Consider the following 19,223-nt stretch of genomic DNA (forward strand, 5'->3'; position numbering starts at 1 on the left):
CCGGGTTTTCCTGTCCTCTCCCGGGGAACGGCAAAGCCGCCTCCGGGGGGCGTTCAATGCGTGCTGTGTTCGTCGAGCAGGGCGACGTCGTCGAATTCGCGCTGGTTGGCGTCGTGGCGGCGCTTGATCGCCAGCATCGTGCCGGCCACGAAGAGGCCGAACAGGACGATGACGATGTCGATCGACAGGCCGGCCATGAGCAGCAGTGCGTAGGTGCCGGTCATCACCAGGATCGACAGGTTCTCGTTGAAGTTCTGCACTGCGATCGAATGGCCCGCCCCCATCAGGATGTGACCGCGATGCTGCAGCAGGGCGTTCATCGGCACCACGAAGAAGCCCGCCAGCCCGCCGACCAGCACCATCAGCGCCATCGCCATCCACGCTTCGGTGATCCCCACCATCGCGATCACGCCCACCCCCATCGCGATGCCGAGCGGGATCACCCGCACCGCGCGGCGCAGCGAGATGTAGCGCGCCGCGAGCACCGAGCCGGCGGCGACGCCCAGCGCGACCACTCCCTGCAGCATCGACGCCTGTGACAGGCTCATTCCCAGGCTGTGCTCCGCCCACTTGATCACGATGAACTGGAGCGTGGCACCCGCCCCCCAGAACAGGGTCGTCACCGCGAGCGAGATCTGGCCGAGCTTGTCGCGCCACAGCAGGCGCAGGCAGTGGTTGAAGTCGTGGATCAGGTACAGCGGATTGCTCTTGAGCGGCTTGTGATCGACCCCGGTGTCCGGGATGTAGGCGTTGAAGGCGGCGGCGATCAGATACAGCGTGCCGATCACCAGCACCGCGGCTTCGAACGCCGTGTCGGCAAAGGGAAGGCTCAGCGCCATCAGGGCATCGCCGATATCGTTGTCGATCATCGCCCCCCCCATCATCGTGCCGATGATGATCGCGGCCACGGTCAGGCCTTCGATCCAGCCGTTGGCCAGCACCAGCAGGCGGTGCGGCAGATATTCGGTGAGGATGCCGTATTTGGCCGGTGAATAAGCGGCTGCGCCGAGACCGATGACCGCGTAGGCGAACAGGGGGTGGGCGCCGAGAAAGAGCATCAGGCAGCCGCCGATCTTGATCGTGTTGCTGATCAGCATCACGCGCCATTTCGGCATCGAGTCGGCGAAGGCGCCGACGAAGGCGGCCAAGCCGACGTAGGACAAGGTGAAAAAAAGCTTGAGCAGCGGCTCGTACTCGGAAGGCGCGGCCATGTCGCGCAGCAAGGCGATGGCGACGATCAGCAAGGCATTGTCGGCGAGCGCAGAAAAAAACTGCGCGGCCATGATGATGTAAAAGCCTAGCGGCATCGTCCAGGATCCGGAGTAGGGCGACTCGATGCAACTCAAGTTCGGAGCGCGGTTTATATCACGAAGCCGTGCTCACGGTGATTGACTCCGCGCAAGCCCGCTGCGGAGAGATCCCGGCGCCTCCGCCTTCTTACCCCGAAGGGGTATCCCGGCGTCCAAGTTGACGGGATCGCGCAAAGCGTAAGTTTTGTGCTTTAATTGCCAATAAATCATACTTATCCACACCAAATGGCAGATCGTAGACTTCAGGTATTCCACGCGGTGGCCAAGCACGGCTCATTCACCCGCGCCGCCGAGCACCTCCACATGACCCAGCCCGCGGTCACGTTCCAGATCAAGCAGCTCGAAGAGCATTTCGACACCCGCCTGCTCGACCGCGGTCACGGCAAGATCACCCTGACCACCGCCGGCGAGCTCGTTCTGGCCTACGCCGAACGGATCCTCGGCTTGTCGGCCGAGCTCGATTCGCGCGTCTCCGAACTGACCGACGAGCTCGCCGGCCAGATCAAAATCGGCACCAGCACGACCATCGCCGCCTACTGGCTGCCGCAGATCCTCGAAGGCTTCAAGCGGCGCTACCCGCGCGTGCTGCCGCGGGTGCTGGTGGGGACGTCCAAACTCACCGAAGACCGCGTCGCGGCGCGGGAGCTCGACATCGGCCTGATCGAGATTGCCACCGAGCAGCATTCGATCGAACGCCACAGTGCGGCGCGCGACGAACTCCTGGTGATCTGCCGCCCCGACCATCCGCTGGCGCGCTTCGAGCGCCTGAGCGCGAAGGACCTGGTCGGATATCCCTTCATCGACCGCGACCCCGGCAACGGCATCCGCCAGATCGCCGATGAGTTCTTCGAGACCGCCGGAATCGCCGGCAGCGAAATCACGCTGTGCGCCGAACTGGGCAGCCTGGCCGCGATCAAGCAGCTGGCCGCGGCCGGGCTCGGGTTCGCGATCGCATCGCGGCGCGCGATCCGGCGCGACGTCGAGGAAGGCCGCCTGGCCGCGGTGCCGCTCGAACCGCGCACGTATACGCCGCTCGAAGTGATCGTCCCCCGCGACAAGTTCCGCTCGCGCCTGATCACCGCCTTTGCTGACTACGCCTGCGAACAGTTCACCCTCATCGCCGAGCAGGAAGAGCGGGAGCGTTAAGGCTGCCCATGGCCAAACCCAAGAGCGCCTTCGTGTGCACCGAGTGCGGTGCGCAAGCCCTGCGCTGGCAAGGCCAGTGCCCGCAGTGCCAAGCCTGGAACACAATGGTGGAAACGCTGCTGGAGCCCGCCGCGCCGGCTTCCGGCAGCCGTTTTGCCGCGCTCGCCGGAGTCTCCGGCCGCCTCCAGTCTCTCGCTGAGCTGGCGCCGCGGGAAGAACCGCGCCAGCCCACCGGGCTCGACGAGTTCGACCGCGTGCTGGGCGGCGGCCTGGTCGCCGGCGGGGTGGTGCTGATCGGCGGCGACCCGGGGATCGGCAAGTCCACGCTGCTGCTGCAGGCGCTCTCCAACCTCGCCGCCTTGTCCGCCAGCGCCGACGGCGGGAGCCGGGCGGACGGCGCCGTGGTCTATGTCAGCGGCGAGGAATCGGGCGAGCAGGTCGCACTACGCGCCCAGCGCCTGCAACTGCCGCCATCGACGCTGCAGATGCTGGCCGAAATCAACCTCGAGCGCATCCTGCACAGTCTGCGCGAAGTCCGCCCCCGGGTTGCGGTCATCGATTCCATTCAAACCGTTTATTCCGAAGCCCTGCAATCGGCGCCCGGTTCCGTCGCCCAGGTGCGCGAATGCGCGGCCCAGCTCACCCGCTTCGCCAAGCAAAGCGGCACCAGTCTGATCCTGGTCGGCCACGTCACCAAGGACGGCACGCTCGCCGGGCCGCGCGTGCTCGAGCACATCGTCGACACCGTGCTGTATTTCGAAGGCGACACCCATTCGAGCTTCCGCCTGATCCGCGCATTCAAGAACCGCTTCGGCGCGGTCAACGAGCTGGGCGTGTTCGCGATGACCGAGCGCGGCCTGCGCGGCGTCTCCAACCCTTCAGCGCTCTTCCTGTCGCAGCACTCGCAGCAGGTCGCCGGCAGCTGTGTGCTGGTGACGCAGGAAGGCACGCGTCCGCTGCTGGTCGAGATCCAGGCCCTCGTCGACAGCGCGCAAAGCCCCAACCCGCGGCGCCTGTCGGTCGGCCTCGAGCCCACCCGGCTGGCGATGCTGCTTGCAGTCATGCACCGCCATGCGGGCATCGTCTGCTTCGACCAGGACGTGTTCGTCAACGCCGTCGGCGGAGTCAAGATCGCCGAACCGGCAGCCGATCTGGCGATCCTGTTCGCGATCCAGTCTTCGCTGCGCGACCGCCCGCTGCGCCGCGGCCTGGCGGTGTTCGGCGAAGTCGGCCTCGCCGGCGAAATCCGCCCCGCGCCGCGCGGCCAGGACCGCCTGAAGGAAGCCGCCAAGCTCGGTTTCGATACTGCCATCGTGCCGCGCGCCAACGCCCCCAGGCAGGCGATCGAAGGCCTCCGCGTGATCGCCGTGGAGCGTGTCGAAGAGGCGCTGGAGCAGCTACGGACGCTGGAAGATTGAGTGGTCCGGGTCGGCCCCGGTCTTCGGAGCATGGGCGGTGAACACTACAACGACGATCGGCTTTCCAGAGGGGGGGCGAGGCCGGCACGGATCCGAAAATGAAAAATAAACATGGACCTTGCATCTGCAGGGTGCGCGCAGGCGTCGTCCTGGCGCTTATCCTGTCCGCCGTCGATCTCCAGGGCGGCGCGCTGGCGACTGCAACGCCGCCTTACGTGATGGCCGATGGCGGGCGTAGCGCCGATCTTGAGCAGGCCGCCCAGTCGTGGCGCGACGATCCGGAGTTCAACGGCAACTGGGGCTTGAGCGCGATTGGGGCCGAATATGCCTACGCGCAGGGCCATACCGGACTGGATGCGCGCATCGGCGTCATCGACCAGCCGGTTTGGGGACCCCATCCGGAGTTTGCTGCGGCCGTTGCCGGGGAGGACAAGCTGACCTTTGTCCCCACCGCAGGTCTTCGCCTCTACGACGACCCCTACCTTCCCTTCAGGGCAGGAGAGCCCTTCTTCTACGACGGGCAGATGTACGTCGACGGCCGTGGTGGCGTCGCAACGCATGGTACGCACGTCGCCGGCATCGCCGCGGCCAACCGTGACAGCGAGGGCGGCGCGGTCGGGTTCATGCAGGGCGTTGCTTACGATGCCCGTCTCTTTGCCGCCGACAACGGCGACCCCGGGCCTGAGGACGGCATCGTGCGCGGCAACGATGGCGGTCCCTACCTGGCCGCGTGGCAGGCGATGATCGACAGCGGTGTCGATGTCATCACCAACAGCTGGGGGATCGGTATCGTCAAGGGTGTCGACTGGAACCTGTCGTCCGCAGGCAGGCAGTTTCTCGAGATCCGGTCCCTGTTCGGAACGCCTGAAGGAGGGGCTTACGACGGGGCCCTGCTGGCCGCGCGCAGCGGGATCGTCGTCGAGTTCTCGGCCGGCAACGACAGTGGGCGCCACCCCGATGCCATGGCCGGGCTGCCCACCTTCATTCCCGACATCGAAAACAACTGGATCATCACGACGAGCCTTGCCCCTTCCGACGAGGGGCTGACCCTGAGCTATTTTTCGAGCATCTGCGGCTATGCGAAGTATTACTGCATCGCTGCGCCCGGCAGCGAGATCAACAGCTCGATCGTGAGCGCAGACACCACCGGCATGCAGCCGGGCGATCCGGTGACCGACGGTGTAGCCGACTATACCTTGCTCAGTGGCACCTCGATGGCTGGCCCCTTCGTGTCGGGCTCGATCGGTGTGCTCACCCAGCGCTTTCCTTATCTCGCCAATGGTGATGTGGCCCAGATCCTCAAGACGACGGCGACCGACCTCGGTGAGCCGGGTGTGGACGAGGTGTATGGCTGGGGACTGATCGACCTCCGCAAAGCGATGAACGGCCCCGGCCAGCTGATGACCCGGATGGTAGCCGACCTCCCCGCAGGATCGAGCGATGTCTGGTCCAACGACATCGGTGAGGCGGCCCTGGTGCAGCGCGAGGCGGAAGCGCAGGCTGAGATCGCTGCATGGACACGGCGAAAGATCGACATGGGGTGGGAGAACGGTTGGGAAAGTGTCGACGCCACCGCCAGCATTGATGGCCTCTACGCCGACTATCGCCCGGAGGTCGCCGCGGCGCGCGCCTCGGTCCGTACGCTGCTGGAAATCAGGGCGACGCCGCCCTACACAGGTTTCAGCGAAGCGTATCTTGCAGTGGAGAATGATCCGGTCGCCTCCGCGCTCATCGCCGAATTCGGCAAGGAGACGAACTGGCTCGAACTCGGCCCCGATCCCGCGGTGTTCGATCGATTCATCGCGGCTCATTATCCGGACGATGATGCGCTCGCCAGGGCCCTGGCTGAATCGACCTTCAGGAACCAGGGGCTGGAATACGAGGCCATGGAGCTGTACACCGCCAACCTGGCAACGCTCACCTATGAAAACGGGCTCACCAAGCAGGGCGCGGGGGCCCTGTGGCTGACCGGCCGGAACACCTACCAGGGCGAAACCCGCGTCGAGGAAGGTGCGCTGATCGTGGAGGGGTCGCTCGCGGGCGGTGTTGCGGCATACGGGCAGGGCGTGCTCGGGGGCAATGGCCGCGTCGGCGGGCTGATCGTGAGCGACGGTGGGGCGGTCGCCCCCGGCACCTCGATCGGCACACTGACGGTCGATGGCCGCGACATGTCCGGTGACGAGGCAGGGACGGTGCGCTTTGAAACCGGCTCCTCACTCGAGGTCGAAATCAGCGCCGACGGCCGTTCCGACCAGCTCGTCGTCGCGCGTAAGGTCTCTCTCCTGGGGGGGCAGGTCAACGTGCTCGCCGAGTACGGCAGCGATCCGCTCGCCCCCTTTGTCGCGGCGTCGGCCGGGGGACTGTCCTACACCTTCCTCACCGCGGGCGAGGGCGTGGAAGGGCAGTTCGAGGGCGCAAGCTCGCCCTATGCGTTTTTCAGCCCCACGCTGGCCTATGGCGTCGACCATGTCAGCCTGGGGATCGAGCGCCTGCCCTTTGCAACAGGGGGGCGGAACGACAATGAGCGGCAGACCGCCGCCGGCATCGACAGCCTCGGCGCGGACAACGCGCTTTACGCGCAGGTGCTTGCCTTTCCGGCCGGTTTTGCCAGCGGCGCCTTCTTTGCGGCCGCCTCGGGCGCGCTGCACCCCACGACCGGCGGGATGCTCCTGGAGGATGGGCGTTTCCTGCGGGAGGCGGCGATCGCGCGCCTCCATGACGCCGGGGATGCCGGTGACACGCAGGGGCCGCATGCCTGGGGCCGGATCGACAAGGCCTGGACGCAGGCCGACGGCGACGGCAATGCCGCCGGCTACGACCGGAACCTGGGAGGATTCTTCGTCGGCGGCGACAGCCGCATCGGCGAGCAGGCCGTGCTCGGCTTCCTGGTCGGCTACGGGGACAGCAGCCTGACATCGGCCGGCGCGCGCGCGACGGCAGACAGTTACCGCGTTGGGGTCTACGGCGGCGGCGACCGGGGCCCGCTGAGGCTGCGGTTCGGCGCGGGGTATGCCCGTCATGCGCTCGAGACGGCCCGCACTCCGCCGGCCGGACAGGCATCGGCCCGTTATCACGTCAGCGACTGGCAGGTCTTTGCCGAGATCGGTCGCGCGCTTGGGCATCAGGCTGTGCAGGTGGAGCCCTTCGTCGGGCTCGCCTATGCGCATTCGAAAAGCATCAGCTTCACGGAAGAAGCGGGCGGCCTCTACCGCCTATCCGGCGTGGTGGAGGGGGCGGCGATTGCGACCGGCACGGCAGGCGTCCGGGTCGCCCACGCCCTGCGGTGGGGGGAGGAAGGTGCGCGGTTTTCGGGAACGGTAGCCTGGCGGCATGCGGCCGGCGACACCACGCCCCGCGCCCGGCTGGCCTTCGATCGCGGTGACGTCTTCGTCAATCGTGGCGTGGCGATGGCACGCAACGCGCTGGCACTGACTGCCCAGCTCAGGGCGACTTTGTCCCCGACGGCGACATTCAGCCTCGACTATGCCGGCCAGCTCGCGTCCGATCTCAGGGAGCATGCGCTCAGCGCCCGCCTCGGGGTCGATTTCTGAGCGTTTCAACCGCGGCAAACATCGCCCTGTGGGGCTTATGCGCGCATGTCGAGCCAGTCGTCGAAGGCGCGCAACGCCGCCTTGAGATTGTGCAAGGCGGCGTTGCCCGGCGCGCTGCCGAGCGTCCAGGCCTCGCCGCGGATGGCGAGCTGCCAGCACGGCGGCGGAGCCTCGCCTTCGAGGTCGCGGTACACCTGCAGGATGCTCTGGGGCGACACTGCGTGGCTGCTGTAACTGACGTCGCGTGCAGCTTCGATGGGGCACAGCGTGAAGGGGGCCGTCGCGTCGGAGGACGCATCCACGAACAGCACCCGCTCGCGCCCGCGCAGATCGAGTGCATGCTCGACCTGGAGCTGGAAATCAGTGAGACATTCCACCCCGGGCAACGCCATCGCCATGACTGCCTCGATGAACAGCGGCCCGAGGGCATCGTCTCCGCGGCTCGGGTTGCCCCAGCCGAAAACCAGCACCGGCACAGTCATGCTTTGTGTTTCCGGTCCAGCTCGGCGCCGTCGGCAGCGATCAGGCTCACCGCCAGCGGCATCTTGCCGAGCGCGTGGGTGGCACACGACAGGCAGGGGTCGAAGGCGCGGATCGCGACCTCGATGTGATTGAGCAGGCCCTCGGTGAGCGCGCGACCGTCGAAGTACTGCCGCGCCACTTCGCGCACCGCGGTGTTCATCGCCTGGTTGTTGTGGGTGGTCGAGACGATCAGGTTGGCCATGCTGACGAGGTCGTCGTCGCCCACTTCATAGTGATGGATGAGAGTGCCGCGCGGCGCCTCGATGACTCCGACGCCGCTGCGCCGGCGCGCGCCGCTCGCCACCAGCTCGTTGCCTTCGAGGGCATCGTCCTGCAGCAGGGTTTCGATCGTCTCGGCGGCAAACAGCATTTCGATCATCCGCGCCCAGTGGTAGGCGAGCGGGGCGTGGATCGGCGCGCCGTCGCCGTGGGCGAGGAATTCGCCGCGCTCGGCTTCGGCGAGCGGAGTCGGGATGCGGTCGCAGACCTGCAGCCGGGCGAGCGGGCCGACCTTGTACCAGCCGTGCTCGGGGCCGAGCGCGCTGAGGTAGGGAAACTTCATGTAGGTCCAGGGCTTGACCGCCTCGGTGATCAGGCTGGCGTAGTCCTGGACATCGACCTGGTCGTACAGTATCGCGCCGTCGGCGTCGCGCACGCGCAGCGCACCGTCGTAGAGGTCGAGGCTGCCGTCGGCGGCGACCTGGCCCATGAAGCCGGAACGGAAGTGGCCGAAGCGGTCGTACAGCGCCGGGTCGCTGCGGTGCAGGCGCTTCACCAGCGCGACCGCCTCGCGGCTCCAGGCGATGACCTGGCCGAGGTCGCGGCGCAGCTCGGCGCGCTCGTCCGCTTTCAGTGCGCGGTTGACGCCGCCCGGCACCGAGCCCGTGCCGTGCACGCGCTTGCCGGCGGTGAGGCGGATCACTTCCTGGCCGTACTTGCGCAGCAGGATGCCTTTCTTCGCCACATCCGGATAACGCTCGAGCACGCCGACGAGGTTGCGCCGCCCGACGTCGGCATCGAAGCCGAACAGCAGGTCGGGCGAGCACAGATGGAAGAAATGCAGGGCGTGCGACTGCAGGATCTGGCCGTAGTGCATCAGCCGGCGCATGGCTTCGGCGGTGGGCGTGAGGCGCTCGGCGCCGAGCACGCGGTCGAGCGCCTTGCTCGCCGCGAGGTGGTGCGAGACCGGGCAGATCCCGCACAGGCGTTGCACCAGCACCGGCACTTCCCAGTACGGCCGGCCCTCGATGAAGGCTTCGAAGCCGCGGAATTCGACGATGTGCAGGCGCGCCTGATGGACGCGGCCCTGCTCGTCGAGCAGCAGGGTGACCTTGCCATGGCCTTCGACCCGCGACACCGGATCAATGGCGACGCGGCGCAGGGTTTCGGGCGGAACGGCAGCGGTTTCGAGGTCGGGGCGCATGGTCGTGGCGGGGAGTCGGGTTGCAGGCGAAGGGGCGGGCGGCACGGTCCGGGCGCTGCGCCGTCGGCCGCGGTGCGATGTCAGTCGTAGCGCAGCAGCGGACCGTTGAGCCGGGGCGGGCGGCCGGCGATCAGCGCGCCGAGAAACTCGCGGAAAGCGTCGGCCGACGGCGGGCAGCCGGGCAGGAAGTGGTCGACATGGACGAGCTCGTGCACCGGCCGGACCTTGTCGAGGAGCAGCGGCAGTTCGGGATCGTCGGGAATCGCGCTGCCCGCGGCGAGGCCGCTGCCGCGGCGGTACACCCAGTGCAGGACGTCGCCCACCGCGAGGTGGTTGCGCTGCGCGGGCAGGCCGCCGTTGATCGCGCAGGCGCCGACCGCGACCAGCACCTTGCACTGGCGGCGGAATTCGTGCAGCACATGGATGTTCTCGGCGTTGCACAGCCCGCCTTCGATGAGGCCGAGGTCGCAGGGGCCGCAGTGCTTGAGATCGGTCAGCGGCGAGCGGTCGAAGGTGATGTGCTCGAGCAGCCCGAGCAGATCCTCGTCGATGTCGAGGAAGGACATGTGGCAGCCGAAGCAGCCGGCCAGCGAGACCGTGGCGACCCGCAGCTTTGCGCTCATTGTCCTTTCTCCAGCGCGGCGGCGGCGGTGCAGCCGTCGGCCTGCTCGAGGTCGCAGGCGCGCGCACCGATCGGAATTGCGAAGCCCACCCGTTTGCGCAGGATCGCCCCCACCGGGCACACCCCGGCGGCACGGTCGGAGGCCGCGAATGCGGTATCGGCGAGACGCCCGGAAGGGGCGCCGACCACAAGATGGGCCTGTGCGCCGCGGCCGGCGATGGCGAACACGTCCTTGCCGTCGATGTCGCGGCTGGCGCGCACGCACAGCTCGCACAGGATGCAGCGGTTGAAATCGATCAGCACGTCGGGGTGGGAGGCGTCGAGCGGACGGTCGGGGTAGAAGTGCTCGAAGTGCGGATCGCGCATGCCGAGCCGGTAAGCGGTGCTCTGCAGCAGGCAGTCGCCGCTCTTCTCGCACGCCGGGCAGAAGTGGTTGCCCTCGACGAACAGCAGCTGGAGCAGCGTGCGCCGGGCAGCGTCCAGCTCGGCGCTGGCGTTTTCCACCTCGAGGCCGGCCGCCGCCAGCGTGGTGCAGGCCGCCACTTCGCGCCCGCCGCAGCGCACGATGCACAACCGGCACGAGCCATGGGCGCCGAAATCGGGATGCCAGCACAGGTGGGGAATGTACTTGCCGGCTGCGCGGGCGGCCTGGATCAGGGTCTGGCCGGGCGAGAACGGAATCGCCTCGCCGTCGAGGAAGAAAGTGTCGCTCATCGCAGCGGTTCGTCGGGGAGGGGAGTGGGATCGGGGTGAAAGTGGGCTTGTCGGTCGTCACGCCCGGTGGCCTGCCGTGCCGGGGCGAGGGCGGCGTCTAGGTCGAAGGCGGGGACGAAATCCTCCGTGCGCAGGCGGCGGCTGAAGGCCGGGCGGAACTTGTCGACGATGTCGGTGAGCGCCAGCGTCGCCGTGCTGCCCAGGCCGCAATGGCTGGCGCTGCGCAGCAGGCGGTCCATCGCCGCCAGTTCGGCGACATCCGCCGGCACCCCGCGGCCGGCGGCGATCTTGTCCATCAGGCGGCGGTTGACCGCGGTGCCGACGCGGCACGGAGTGCAGAAACCGCAGCTTTCATGGGCGAAGAAGTCGACGAAGGCGTGGGCGACGTCGAACAGGTCGCGGCGCTCGTCGAAGACCATGAAGGAGCCGCCGGTGGGCACGTCCTCGAAGGCGATGCGGCGGCCGAACTCGGCCGGGGCCAGGCAATGACCGGCGGCGCCGGCGATCTGCACCGCCTGCGTCGCCCGCGCACCGCAATCGGCCAGGACTTCGGCGACGGTGACGCCGAACGGATATTCGTAGATGCCCGGCCGCTCGACGTCGCCCGACACCGACAGCAGCTTGGTGCCGCTCGACTGTGCGGTGCCGATGGCGCGGAAGACCTCGCCGCCGTGGATCGCGACGAGGCCGGCGAGGGCGAGCGTTTCGACGTTGTTCACCGTCGTCGGCTGGCCGCGGTAGCCGCGGCTGACCGGGAAGGGCGGGCGGATGCGCGGCCGGCCGGGGCGGCCTTCGAGCGACTCGAGCAGCGCCGACTCCTCGCCGCAGACATAGGCGCCGGCGCCGAGGTGGATCTCGATGTCGAAGTCGAAGCCGCGGCCGAGGATGTCCGTGCCGAGCAGGCCCTGGCGGCGGCGCTCGGCGAGCAGCGCTTCGAGCGGGTCGAGCAGGTGGCGGTACTCGCCGCGCAGGTAGATGAAGCCGCGGTGCGCGCCGACGGCGTGGGCGGCGATGCCCATGCCGTCGATCACGAGCTGGGGAAAATCGCTCAGCAGCACGCGGTCCTTGAACGTGCCCGGCTCGCCCTCGTCGGCGTTGCACACCACGTAGTGCGCTTCGCCGGGTGCGGCGCGGCAGGCCCGCCACTTCGCCGCCGTCGGATAACCGGCGCCGCCGCGCCCGCGCAGGCGCGAAGCTTCGATCTCGGCCAGCAGGCCCCCGGGGGAGCGGGCGAGGGCGGCGGCCAGCGCCTCGCCGGGGGCGAGGCCGGCACCGAGCAGGGCGTCGCGGCGGCGGAGGTTGGGCTCGATGCGGAACCACTCTGCCGGCCAGTCATCGACCGCAACCCCGCGCCGGATCAGATCGGCCATCGGCACCACGCGCTCGGCGCTCATCCGCGTCAGCGGGCGCTGGTTGACGAGCAGTGCCGGGCCCTGGTCGCACAGGCCGGTGCACGACGTGGTGCCGACGCGGACCCGGCCATTTCCGGCGGGTAGACCGGGGGCCAGCTCCAGCGCGCGGCACAGCGCCGCAGCCAGCGCCGGGCCGCCCTGCATGCGGTCGGTGATGTTGTCCGCGAACAGAATGTCGTAGGCGGGCGCCGGGCCGGTGCGCAGCAGACTGTAGAAGCTCGCGGTGGCCAGGACCTGGGCCAGCGGCAGGGTGAGGGCGGAGGCGATCCGTTCGAGCAGGGCAGTCGGCAGGTGTCCGGCCCGCTCCTGCGCCTGGCGCAGGATCTGCAGCAGCTGCCGCGGGTCGTGGTGGTTGGCGGCGAGAATCGGTTCGAGTTCGGCGTCGCTCATGATCGTGGGGGCGGCGACAGAATCGGCCCGGCCCGGCCCGCCGCATCCTGCGGTTTGCGGATCTGGCGGGCGATGAGCGAGGCCAGCACCAGGCCGCAGAGCGAAGCGGCCCCGGTGACGGCCCAGGTCCACTGCCAGCCGCCGCTCAGCGCCGCCACCCAGGCGATCAGCGGCGGCCCGAGGAACTGGCCGGTGGAAGAGCACTGCTGCATCCAGCCTACCGTCGCCGAAACCGTCCGCTCGCTCGGCGCCACCTGGACGGCGAGCGAGAACAGGGCGCCGGGAATCAGGCCGCCGATTGCCGAGAACAGCAGCACGGCCACGTAGCGTACGACGAACAGCCCGTCGAACGCGCTTCCGAATGCCACCACCGTCCCCAGCGCCATGGAGACGAATGCGCCGTGAAGGATCTGGCGGGCCGCGATGCCACGGTGGAGCAGGCGACCGGCGGCGACGTTGCCGACCACGTTCACCAGGCAGACGAGCGCGGTCAGCGCGCCGCCGAGTCCGCTGCCGAGCCCGGCCTGGTCGTAGATCGAGGGGAGAAAGCCGACCACCCCCAGCCACTGGCTGGAATACATCGCAAAGCACAGGGCCACCAGCCAGGGGCCGCTGCTGCTCAGGGTCAGGCGCAGGCGCTGGCGCCAGTCGTCGGTGGCGGGGGCGATCGCTACGGCAGGGGCGGCGGCACGGCGCGAGCGGTCCGACGGCACGCTCCAGCGCAGCCACAAAGCCAAGCCGATCGACGAGGCGGCGAGCAGCGACCACCAGCCCTGCCAGCCCACCACGGCCATCACCCACGGACCGCAGAACAGGGCGAGCGCGGTGCCGATCCCCATGTAGCCGCCCCACATGCCCAGATACAGCGCCAGCCGCTGCGGCGGCACCAGCGCGCGCAGCAGCGCCGGCGCGGGCAGCACCGTCAGCAGAAAGCCGAAGCCTTCCACTGCCCGCAGCCCGAGCAGCGTCGGCGCATCCGGCGCCACGGCTCCGGCCGCGCTCGCCAGCGCCAGCACGCTCAGCCCGATCAGCATGCTGCGCCGCAGGCCGAGCCCTTCGACGGCGATGCCGGCGAGCAGACCCAGCGCCATTCCGGCGAACTGCACCAGCGACAGCAGGAAGCCGGCCTGCAGCAAGGTGACGCCGAGCGCCTCGCGTAACACCGGAATCGCCGGCGGCAGCTTGCCGACATGCAGTGCGGCACCGATGCCGACGAGGATCACGACCAGTGCGGGCGCCCCTCGCGGAAAAACCTGTGTCGCCTTCATTCTCGATATGCCACGCTTGATCTGCCGGAAAGACCTAACAGTACCATCGGCGCAGCACCGGTGGCGCACCCGCGGCTACGACGTTCGGATGATTTTCCGGCGGCGGGCGGGCAAGGCCGGGGCGGCAAGCGCTGATCCTGCGGTCGTGGCCGATGGAGCAGTCGAGTATCATCGACCGTGAGATCGACCGTGGGCGCAGGGCCCGGAGCCGGATCACAGCATGAACCAGGAGGCCGAGATGAGGTGTGACAGCAGCCCGCGGGCGGGCCGGATGGACATCGCGTGGGAGCATCCCGGCTGATGCTCTGGCAGGCCATCGGTGCGGCGCGCGACCTTTCCCGCGTCCATGAAATCGCTTCCGTCCTGATCCACTACGGCTTCAGCGATCTGGTGCGGCGGGTCGGCCTGGGCAAGGTCCTTGAGCGTGCAGGCCGGGTGTTGCACTGGCGCACGCCCGAGGAGTTCGCCCACCTCGATCCGCCGGAGCGGGTCCGGCGCGCGCTCGAAGAACTCGGCCCCACCTTCATCAAGCTCGGCCAGGTGCTCGCCGCCCGGGTCGACCTCTTCCCGCCGGAATGGATCGCCGAGTTCGGCAAGCTGCAGGACGCCGCTCCGGCGGCACCGTTCGACCACATCCGCGCCCAGCTCACAGAGGACCTCGGCCAGGCGCCGGAAGCCGTGTTCGCCGAGCTTGAAGTCGAGCCCCTGGCGGCGGCCTCGCTCGCCCAGGTCCATCGGGCGCGGCTCGCCGACGGGCGCACGGTCGTGCTCAAGGTGCGCCGCCCCGGCATCCGCCCGCTGGTCGAGGCCGACCTCCACCTCCTCGCCCGCCTGGCGGAACTCCTCGAAGCCGAAGCGTCCGAGTTGCGCCGCTACCGGCCGCGCGAAGTGGTGCGCGAATTCACCCTGTCGCTGCGCCGCGAGCTGGACTTCGCCGCCGAATGCCGCAACGCCGAGCGTATCGCGGCGAATTTCGCCGATCACCCCGAAGTCGTCATTCCGGCGATCCACTGGAACTGGTGCGGCGAGCGCCTGAACGTCCAGGATTATGTCGAAGGCATTGCCGGGCGCAATCTTGCCGCGGTCGATGCCGCCGGCCTCGACCGCAAGCTGCTCGCCCGCCGCGGCGCCGCGGCGGTGCTCAAGATGATGCTCGAGGACGGCCTGTTCCATGCCGACCCGCATCCGGGCAACGTCTTCTACCTCGCCGGCAACCGCATCGCCTTCATCGACTTCGGCATGGTCGGGCGCCTGTCCGAAGAGCGCCGGCACGAAGTCGCGGTGATGCTGTTCGGGCTGGTGAGCGGCGACTCGGAAGCGGTCGCCGACGTGCTCCTCGAATGGCGCAGCGGCGACGAAGGCGACAGCGCCGCCGACCCCGAGCGCCTGCGCCGGGACATCGACGCCTTCGTCGATCAGTACAAGGGGGTGCCGCTCAAGCGCCTCGATCTCGGCGCGATGCTCTCCGACCTGATGGCCCTGCTGCGCGAGCACGGCCTCGCCCTGCCGCCGGAGCTGTCGCTGCTGGTCAAGGCCTTCATCACCCTCGAAGGCATGGGGCGCCAGCTCGACCCGGATTTCGACATCGCCGCCGAAGCGCGGCCGCTGCTGCAGCAGGTCCTGCTCGCGCACCGTTCGCCGGCCGCCGCCGCCCGCCGTGGCTGGCGCAGCCTGGGCGATGCGCTCGAACTGCTCGCCGGCCTGCCGCAGGACCTCGGCAGCCTGCTGCGCGCCGGGCGGCGCGGCAGGCTGCGGCTGCAGATCGACGTGGTGTCACTCGCGCAGGCGGTCGACCAGCTCGACCGCGCGATCAGCCGCATGACCATCGGCATCGTCACCGCGGCGCTGATCATCGGCACCGCGATCCTGATGACGGTGGTGCGCGACCCGGCCCTGGCCGGGCTGCGCACCTTCGGCCTGCTCGGCTTTCTCGGCACCGTGCTCGGCGGATTGTGGGTGCTGCTATCGATCTGGCGCAGCGGCCGGCGCTAGCGCGGCAATCGCCCGCAGCGGGCTGCAGGTTCGGCCGTGGATGACAATGCGGCCGGCGTTGGGCATGATCCGGGCGATGCCGGCGCTGTCCGCGGGCAAGGTGGCGGCCGTATCGCGCAGGATCGCGGCGGCGCCCTCACGCTGCCGGGGGAGGGCAGAGCATGATCGATCAGGTCGCGGAAAGGATCGCTCGCCGGGTGATTCTCGGCCTCTTGCTGGGTGGACTGCTGGCCCTGGGCTACGCGGTGCTGCATCTTTTCATCGTCCCGGTGGCCTGGGCGGTGATCATCGCCTTCGCCACCTGGCCCCCTTATCACCAGTTGCGCTCCCGCCTGCCGCTGCGCCCGGGGCTGGCCGCGCTGCTCATGACCCTGCTGCTGACCGCGGCCTTCGTCCTGCCCGCCCTGTGGCTGGTGATGCTGATGCGCAGCGAGGTGGGGGTGGTGATCGCGGCGGCAACCGAGCTCCTCAAGGAGGACACGCCCCCGTTGCCGGATTTCATCCGCGCGCTGCCGTGGCTGGGCGATTTCCTCCAGGGTTTGATCGAGCAGATTGCGGGCGATCCCGAAGCCTTCCGCGGGCAGGTCAGCGAATGGGTCCGGCAGGGGGCCGACCGGGCGGTGGCCCTGATCGGCGATGTCGGGCGCAACGCGGCCAAGTTCGGCTTTGCGCTGATCACCGTGTTTTTCCTTTACCGGGACGGCGACCGGGTCCTGGCGCAGGTCCATCGCGTGCTGCACCGCTTCCTGGGGGCGCGCGTCGATGCCTACCTGGTCGCCGTCGGCGGGATGACGAAAGCGGTGGTGTGGGGGCTGGTGATCACGGCACTGGCGCAGGGGCTGGTCGCCGGCCTCGGCTACTGGTGGGCCGGACTGCAGGCGCCGGTACTGCTCGGCGCGATCACCGCGCTGATCGCGATGGTGCCGTTCGGGGCGCCCTTCGTCTGGGGGTCGGCCAGTCTCTGGCTGCTGGCAGAGGGCGACATGCTGGGCGGGATCGGACTGATGCTGTGGGGGGGGCTGGTGGTGAGCTGGGTGGACAACCTGGTCCGTCCGCTCGTCATCAGCAATGCGACCCGGATTCCGTTCCTGCTCGTGATGTTCGGCGTCCTCGGCGGGCTCGCCGCCTTCGGCCTGGTCGGCCTGTTCCTCGGCCCCGTCGTCCTCGCGGTGCTGATGGCGGTATGGCGCGAATGGATCGAGGAAACCGAGCTGTAGTTCGTTAAGATGCCGTTAATATTTCATTAAGTATATGTATGTAAAAGGGAAATTTATTCTGGCGTAAGCGCCTTGTAAGCCTTCCCGCATACCTTGCGGCACACCGGGCTCGTGCCCGGCCCGTTCGTGGACGCAGGAGGGAGACATGAAAAACGACCTGGCGGCAAAGATTGCCGCCAACCCCAAGTATCAGGCGCTGGTCAGGACGCGGTCGCGTTTCGGCTGGGCGCTCACCGCAGTGATGATGGTCGTCTATTACGGCTACATCGCCATCATCGCCTTCGACAAGGAGCTGTTTGCCGTCCGACTCGGAGAGGGAGTGACGACGGTCGGCATTCCGGTCGGCCTCGGAGTGATCTTCTTCACCATCCTGATCACCGGCTTCTACGTGCGCCGGGCGAACTCCGAGTTCGACCGCCTGACCCGCGAAATCGTCCAGGAGAGCGCCAAATGAGTGCCCGTCATTCCCTTGCGGCTGGCGCCGCGCTGCGTGCCGCAGCACTCGCGGCAACCCTCGGCCTGCTGTCCTCGGCGGTGCTGGCCGCCGGCGGCGATCTCGGCCAGGCCGAAAAGCAGGCCACCAACTGGACGGCGATCCTGATGTTCGGCGTGTTCGTCGTGTTCACCCTGTTCATCACCAAATGGGCGGCGGCGAAGACCAAGTCGGCGGCCGACTTCTACACCGCCGGCGGCGGCATCACCGGCTTCCAGAACGGCCTCGCGATCGCCGGCGACTACATGTCGGCAGCGTCCTTCCTCGGCATTTCCGCCGCGGTGATGATGAACGGCTACGACGGGCTGATCTACTCGATCGGCTTCCTGGTCGGCTGGCCGGTGATCACCTTCCTGATGGCCGAACGCCTGCGCAACCTGGGCAAGTTCACCTTCGCCGACGTCGCCGCCTATCGCTTCAGGCAGACCCCGATCCGCGCCTTCGCCGCTTCGGGCACGCTGGTCGTGGTCGCGTTCTACCTGATCGCGCAGATGGTCGGCGCCGGCCAGCTGATCAAGCTCCTGTTCGGTCTCGAGTACTGGATGGCGGTGGTCATCGTCGGCGCGCTGATGATGGTGTACGTGCTCTTCGGCGGCATGACCGCAACCACCTGGGTGCAGATCATCAAGGCCTGCCTGCTGCTCGCCGGAGCAAGCTTCATGGCCTTCATGGTGCTGCTCGCCTACGGCTTCTCGCCCGAGGCGATGTTCGCCGACGCGGTGCGGATCAAGGTCGAGACCGCGATGGCCGGGGGCAAGGGCGCGGAGGAAGCCGCAACCATCGGCCAGGCGATCATGGGTCCGGGCTCCTTCATCAAGGATCCGATCTCGGCGATCTCCTTCGGCATGGCGCTGATGTTCGGCACTGCCGGCCTGCCGCACGTGCTGATGCGTTTCTTCACCGTGCCCGACGCCAAGGAAGCGCGCAAGTCGGTGTTCTGGGCGACGACCTGGATCGGCTACTTCTACATCCTGACCTTCATCATCGGCTTCGGCGCGATCGTGCTGGTGTCGACCAACCCGGACTTCCTCGATGCCAAGGGCGGCCTGATCGGCGGCGGCAACATGGCCGCTATCCACCTCGCCAACGCGGTCGGCGGCAACGTCTTCCTCGGCTTCATCTCCGCGGTCGCGTTCGCCACCATCCTCGCCGTGGTCGCCGGGCTGACCCTGTCGGGCGCTTCGGCGGTGTCGCACGACCTCTACGCCACGGTGTTCAAGAACGGCAACGCCGACTCGGCTTCGGAGCTGCGGGTGTCGCGCATCACTACCGTGGTGCTGGGCATCGTCGCCGTGGTACTGGGGATCGCGTTCGAGAAGCAGAACATCGCCTTCATGGTGTCGCTCGCCTTCGCCATCGCCGCTTCGGCCAACTTCCCGGTGCTGTTCATGTCGGTGCTGTGGAAGGACTGCACGACGCGCGGAGCGACCATCGGCGGCTTCATCGGCCTTGCCACCGCGGTGGTCCTGACCGTCGTCTCGCCGTCGGTGTGGGAAGCCACGCTCGGTAATCCGAAGGGGTCGGCGTTGTTCCCCTACGCTTCGCCGGCGCTGTTCTCGATGGCCGCGGGCTTCATCGGCATCTGGCTGTTCTCGGTCCTCGACCGCGGCGCTCGCGGCGCCGAGGACCGCGCCGGCTACCTGGCGCAGAAAGTGCGCTCGGAAACCGGCATCGGTGCGGCCGCCGCATCCAGCCACTGAGCACCACCCCCGGCGCCCGGAGCGGGCGCCGGTCCGGCGCGCGGG

Annotated in this window: 14 protein-coding genes; 7 read left to right on the forward strand and 7 right to left on the reverse strand. The window is 68.5% G+C overall.

Features of this window, described 5'->3' with window-relative positions:
* Positions 1-53: 53 nt before the first annotated feature.
* Positions 54-1,307: a lysophospholipid transporter LplT gene (gene lplT / locus Tharo_RS09995; RefSeq protein WP_107221053.1), complete on the reverse strand. Its 1,254-nt coding sequence runs from the start codon at positions 1,305-1,307 to the stop codon at positions 54-56.
* Positions 1,308-1,535: 228 nt separating this feature from the next.
* Here lplT and Tharo_RS10000 point away from each other — a divergent pair, with 228 nt between their 5' ends.
* From Tharo_RS10000 to Tharo_RS10010, 3 genes are all read left to right on the forward strand, one after another.
* Positions 1,536-2,456: a LysR family transcriptional regulator gene (locus Tharo_RS10000; RefSeq protein WP_107221054.1), complete on the forward strand. Its 921-nt coding sequence runs from the start codon at positions 1,536-1,538 to the stop codon at positions 2,454-2,456.
* An 8-nt stretch (positions 2,457-2,464) separates the two neighbouring features.
* Entirely contained in the window at positions 2,465-3,874 is a 1,410-nt protein-coding gene (gene radA, locus Tharo_RS10005; RefSeq protein ID WP_107221055.1) for a DNA repair protein RadA, read from the forward strand.
* A gap of 98 nt (positions 3,875-3,972) precedes the next feature.
* Complete coding sequence (locus Tharo_RS10010) at positions 3,973-7,425, forward strand: autotransporter serine protease (RefSeq protein ID WP_107221056.1); 3,453 nt, start codon at positions 3,973-3,975, stop codon at positions 7,423-7,425.
* A 35-nt stretch (positions 7,426-7,460) separates the two neighbouring features.
* On the opposite strand, the gene Tharo_RS10015 is transcribed toward Tharo_RS10010, so the two are convergent.
* The 6 genes from Tharo_RS10015 to Tharo_RS10040 form a co-directional block, all read right to left on the reverse strand.
* Entirely contained in the window at positions 7,461-7,907 is a 447-nt protein-coding gene (locus tag Tharo_RS10015; RefSeq protein WP_107221057.1) for a hydrogenase maturation protease, read from the reverse strand.
* Complete coding sequence (locus tag Tharo_RS10020; RefSeq protein ID WP_107221058.1) at positions 7,904-9,370, reverse strand: Ni/Fe hydrogenase subunit alpha; 1,467 nt, start codon at positions 9,368-9,370, stop codon at positions 7,904-7,906. The genes Tharo_RS10015 and Tharo_RS10020 overlap by 4 nt, the downstream gene beginning before the upstream one ends.
* An 80-nt stretch (positions 9,371-9,450) precedes the next feature.
* Positions 9,451-9,993 carry an NADH-quinone oxidoreductase subunit B family protein gene (locus Tharo_RS10025; protein ID WP_107221059.1) on the reverse strand — a complete coding sequence of 181 codons (543 nt, stop codon included), beginning with the start codon at positions 9,991-9,993 and terminating at the stop codon, positions 9,451-9,453.
* A complete protein-coding gene (locus Tharo_RS10030; RefSeq protein ID WP_107221060.1) occupies positions 9,990-10,706 on the reverse strand; it encodes a 2Fe-2S iron-sulfur cluster-binding protein in 717 nt (238 codons plus the stop codon). Before Tharo_RS10030 ends, Tharo_RS10025 begins: the two co-directional genes overlap by 4 nt.
* A complete protein-coding gene (locus Tharo_RS10035) occupies positions 10,703-12,508 on the reverse strand; it encodes an NAD(P)H-dependent oxidoreductase subunit E (RefSeq protein WP_107221061.1) in 1,806 nt (601 codons plus the stop codon). Before Tharo_RS10035 ends, Tharo_RS10030 begins: the two co-directional genes overlap by 4 nt.
* Complete coding sequence (locus Tharo_RS10040; RefSeq protein ID WP_107221062.1) at positions 12,505-13,776, reverse strand: MFS transporter; 1,272 nt, start codon at positions 13,774-13,776, stop codon at positions 12,505-12,507. The genes Tharo_RS10035 and Tharo_RS10040 overlap by 4 nt, the downstream gene beginning before the upstream one ends.
* 300 nt (positions 13,777-14,076) lie before the next feature.
* On the opposite strand from Tharo_RS10040, the gene Tharo_RS10045 reads away from it, so the two are divergent.
* The 4 genes from Tharo_RS10045 to Tharo_RS10060 all read left to right on the forward strand — a co-directional run bounded on the left by Tharo_RS10045 (position 14,077) and on the right by Tharo_RS10060 (position 19,178).
* A complete protein-coding gene (locus Tharo_RS10045) occupies positions 14,077-15,768 on the forward strand; it encodes an ABC1 kinase family protein (RefSeq protein WP_107221063.1) in 1,692 nt (563 codons plus the stop codon).
* A 161-nt stretch (positions 15,769-15,929) separates the two neighbouring features.
* On the forward strand, positions 15,930-16,985 hold the full coding sequence (locus tag Tharo_RS10050) for an AI-2E family transporter (RefSeq protein ID WP_107221064.1): 1,056 nt from the start codon (positions 15,930-15,932) through the stop codon (positions 16,983-16,985).
* Positions 16,986-17,130: 145 nt separating this feature from the next.
* Positions 17,131-17,439 carry a DUF485 domain-containing protein gene (locus Tharo_RS10055; RefSeq protein WP_107221065.1) on the forward strand — a complete coding sequence of 103 codons (309 nt, stop codon included), beginning with the start codon at positions 17,131-17,133 and terminating at the stop codon, positions 17,437-17,439.
* A complete protein-coding gene (locus tag Tharo_RS10060; protein ID WP_245880872.1) occupies positions 17,436-19,178 on the forward strand; it encodes a cation acetate symporter in 1,743 nt (580 codons plus the stop codon). The genes Tharo_RS10055 and Tharo_RS10060 overlap by 4 nt, the downstream gene beginning before the upstream one ends.
* The last annotated feature ends 45 nt before the right edge of the window (positions 19,179-19,223 follow it).

Source organism: Thauera aromatica K172 (assembly GCF_003030465.1).
Lineage (GTDB): Bacteria > Pseudomonadota > Gammaproteobacteria > Burkholderiales > Rhodocyclaceae > Thauera > Thauera aromatica.

What these genes read in the sequence shown, in the direction of transcription:
- Tharo_RS10025 (WP_107221059.1), bottom strand. Translation starts at nt 9,993, where the DNA reads ATGAGCGCAAAGCTGCGGGTCGCCACGGTCTCGCTGGCCGGCTGCTTC.
- Tharo_RS10020 (WP_107221058.1), bottom strand. Translation starts at nt 9,370, where the DNA reads ATGCGCCCCGACCTCGAAACCGCTGCCGTTCCGCCCGAAACCCTGCGC.
- Tharo_RS10030 (WP_107221060.1), bottom strand. Translation starts at nt 10,706, where the DNA reads ATGAGCGACACTTTCTTCCTCGACGGCGAGGCGATTCCGTTCTCGCCC.
- Tharo_RS10040 (WP_107221062.1), bottom strand. Translation starts at nt 13,776, where the DNA reads ATGAAGGCGACACAGGTTTTTCCGCGAGGGGCGCCCGCACTGGTCGTG.
- radA (WP_107221055.1), top strand. Translation starts at nt 2,465, where the DNA reads ATGGCCAAACCCAAGAGCGCCTTCGTGTGCACCGAGTGCGGTGCGCAA.
- Tharo_RS10060 (WP_245880872.1), top strand. Translation starts at nt 17,436, where the DNA reads ATGAGTGCCCGTCATTCCCTTGCGGCTGGCGCCGCGCTGCGTGCCGCA.
- Tharo_RS10015 (WP_107221057.1), bottom strand. Translation starts at nt 7,907, where the DNA reads ATGACTGTGCCGGTGCTGGTTTTCGGCTGGGGCAACCCGAGCCGCGGA.
- Tharo_RS10050 (WP_107221064.1), top strand. Translation starts at nt 15,930, where the DNA reads ATGATCGATCAGGTCGCGGAAAGGATCGCTCGCCGGGTGATTCTCGGC.
- Tharo_RS10035 (WP_107221061.1), bottom strand. Translation starts at nt 12,508, where the DNA reads ATGAGCGACGCCGAACTCGAACCGATTCTCGCCGCCAACCACCACGAC.
- lplT (WP_107221053.1), bottom strand. Translation starts at nt 1,307, where the DNA reads ATGCCGCTAGGCTTTTACATCATCATGGCCGCGCAGTTTTTTTCTGCG.
- Tharo_RS10055 (WP_107221065.1), top strand. Translation starts at nt 17,131, where the DNA reads ATGAAAAACGACCTGGCGGCAAAGATTGCCGCCAACCCCAAGTATCAG.
- Tharo_RS10045 (WP_107221063.1), top strand. Translation starts at nt 14,077, where the DNA reads ATGCTCTGGCAGGCCATCGGTGCGGCGCGCGACCTTTCCCGCGTCCAT.
- Tharo_RS10010 (WP_107221056.1), top strand. Translation starts at nt 3,973, where the DNA reads ATGAAAAATAAACATGGACCTTGCATCTGCAGGGTGCGCGCAGGCGTC.
- Tharo_RS10000 (WP_107221054.1), top strand. Translation starts at nt 1,536, where the DNA reads ATGGCAGATCGTAGACTTCAGGTATTCCACGCGGTGGCCAAGCACGGC.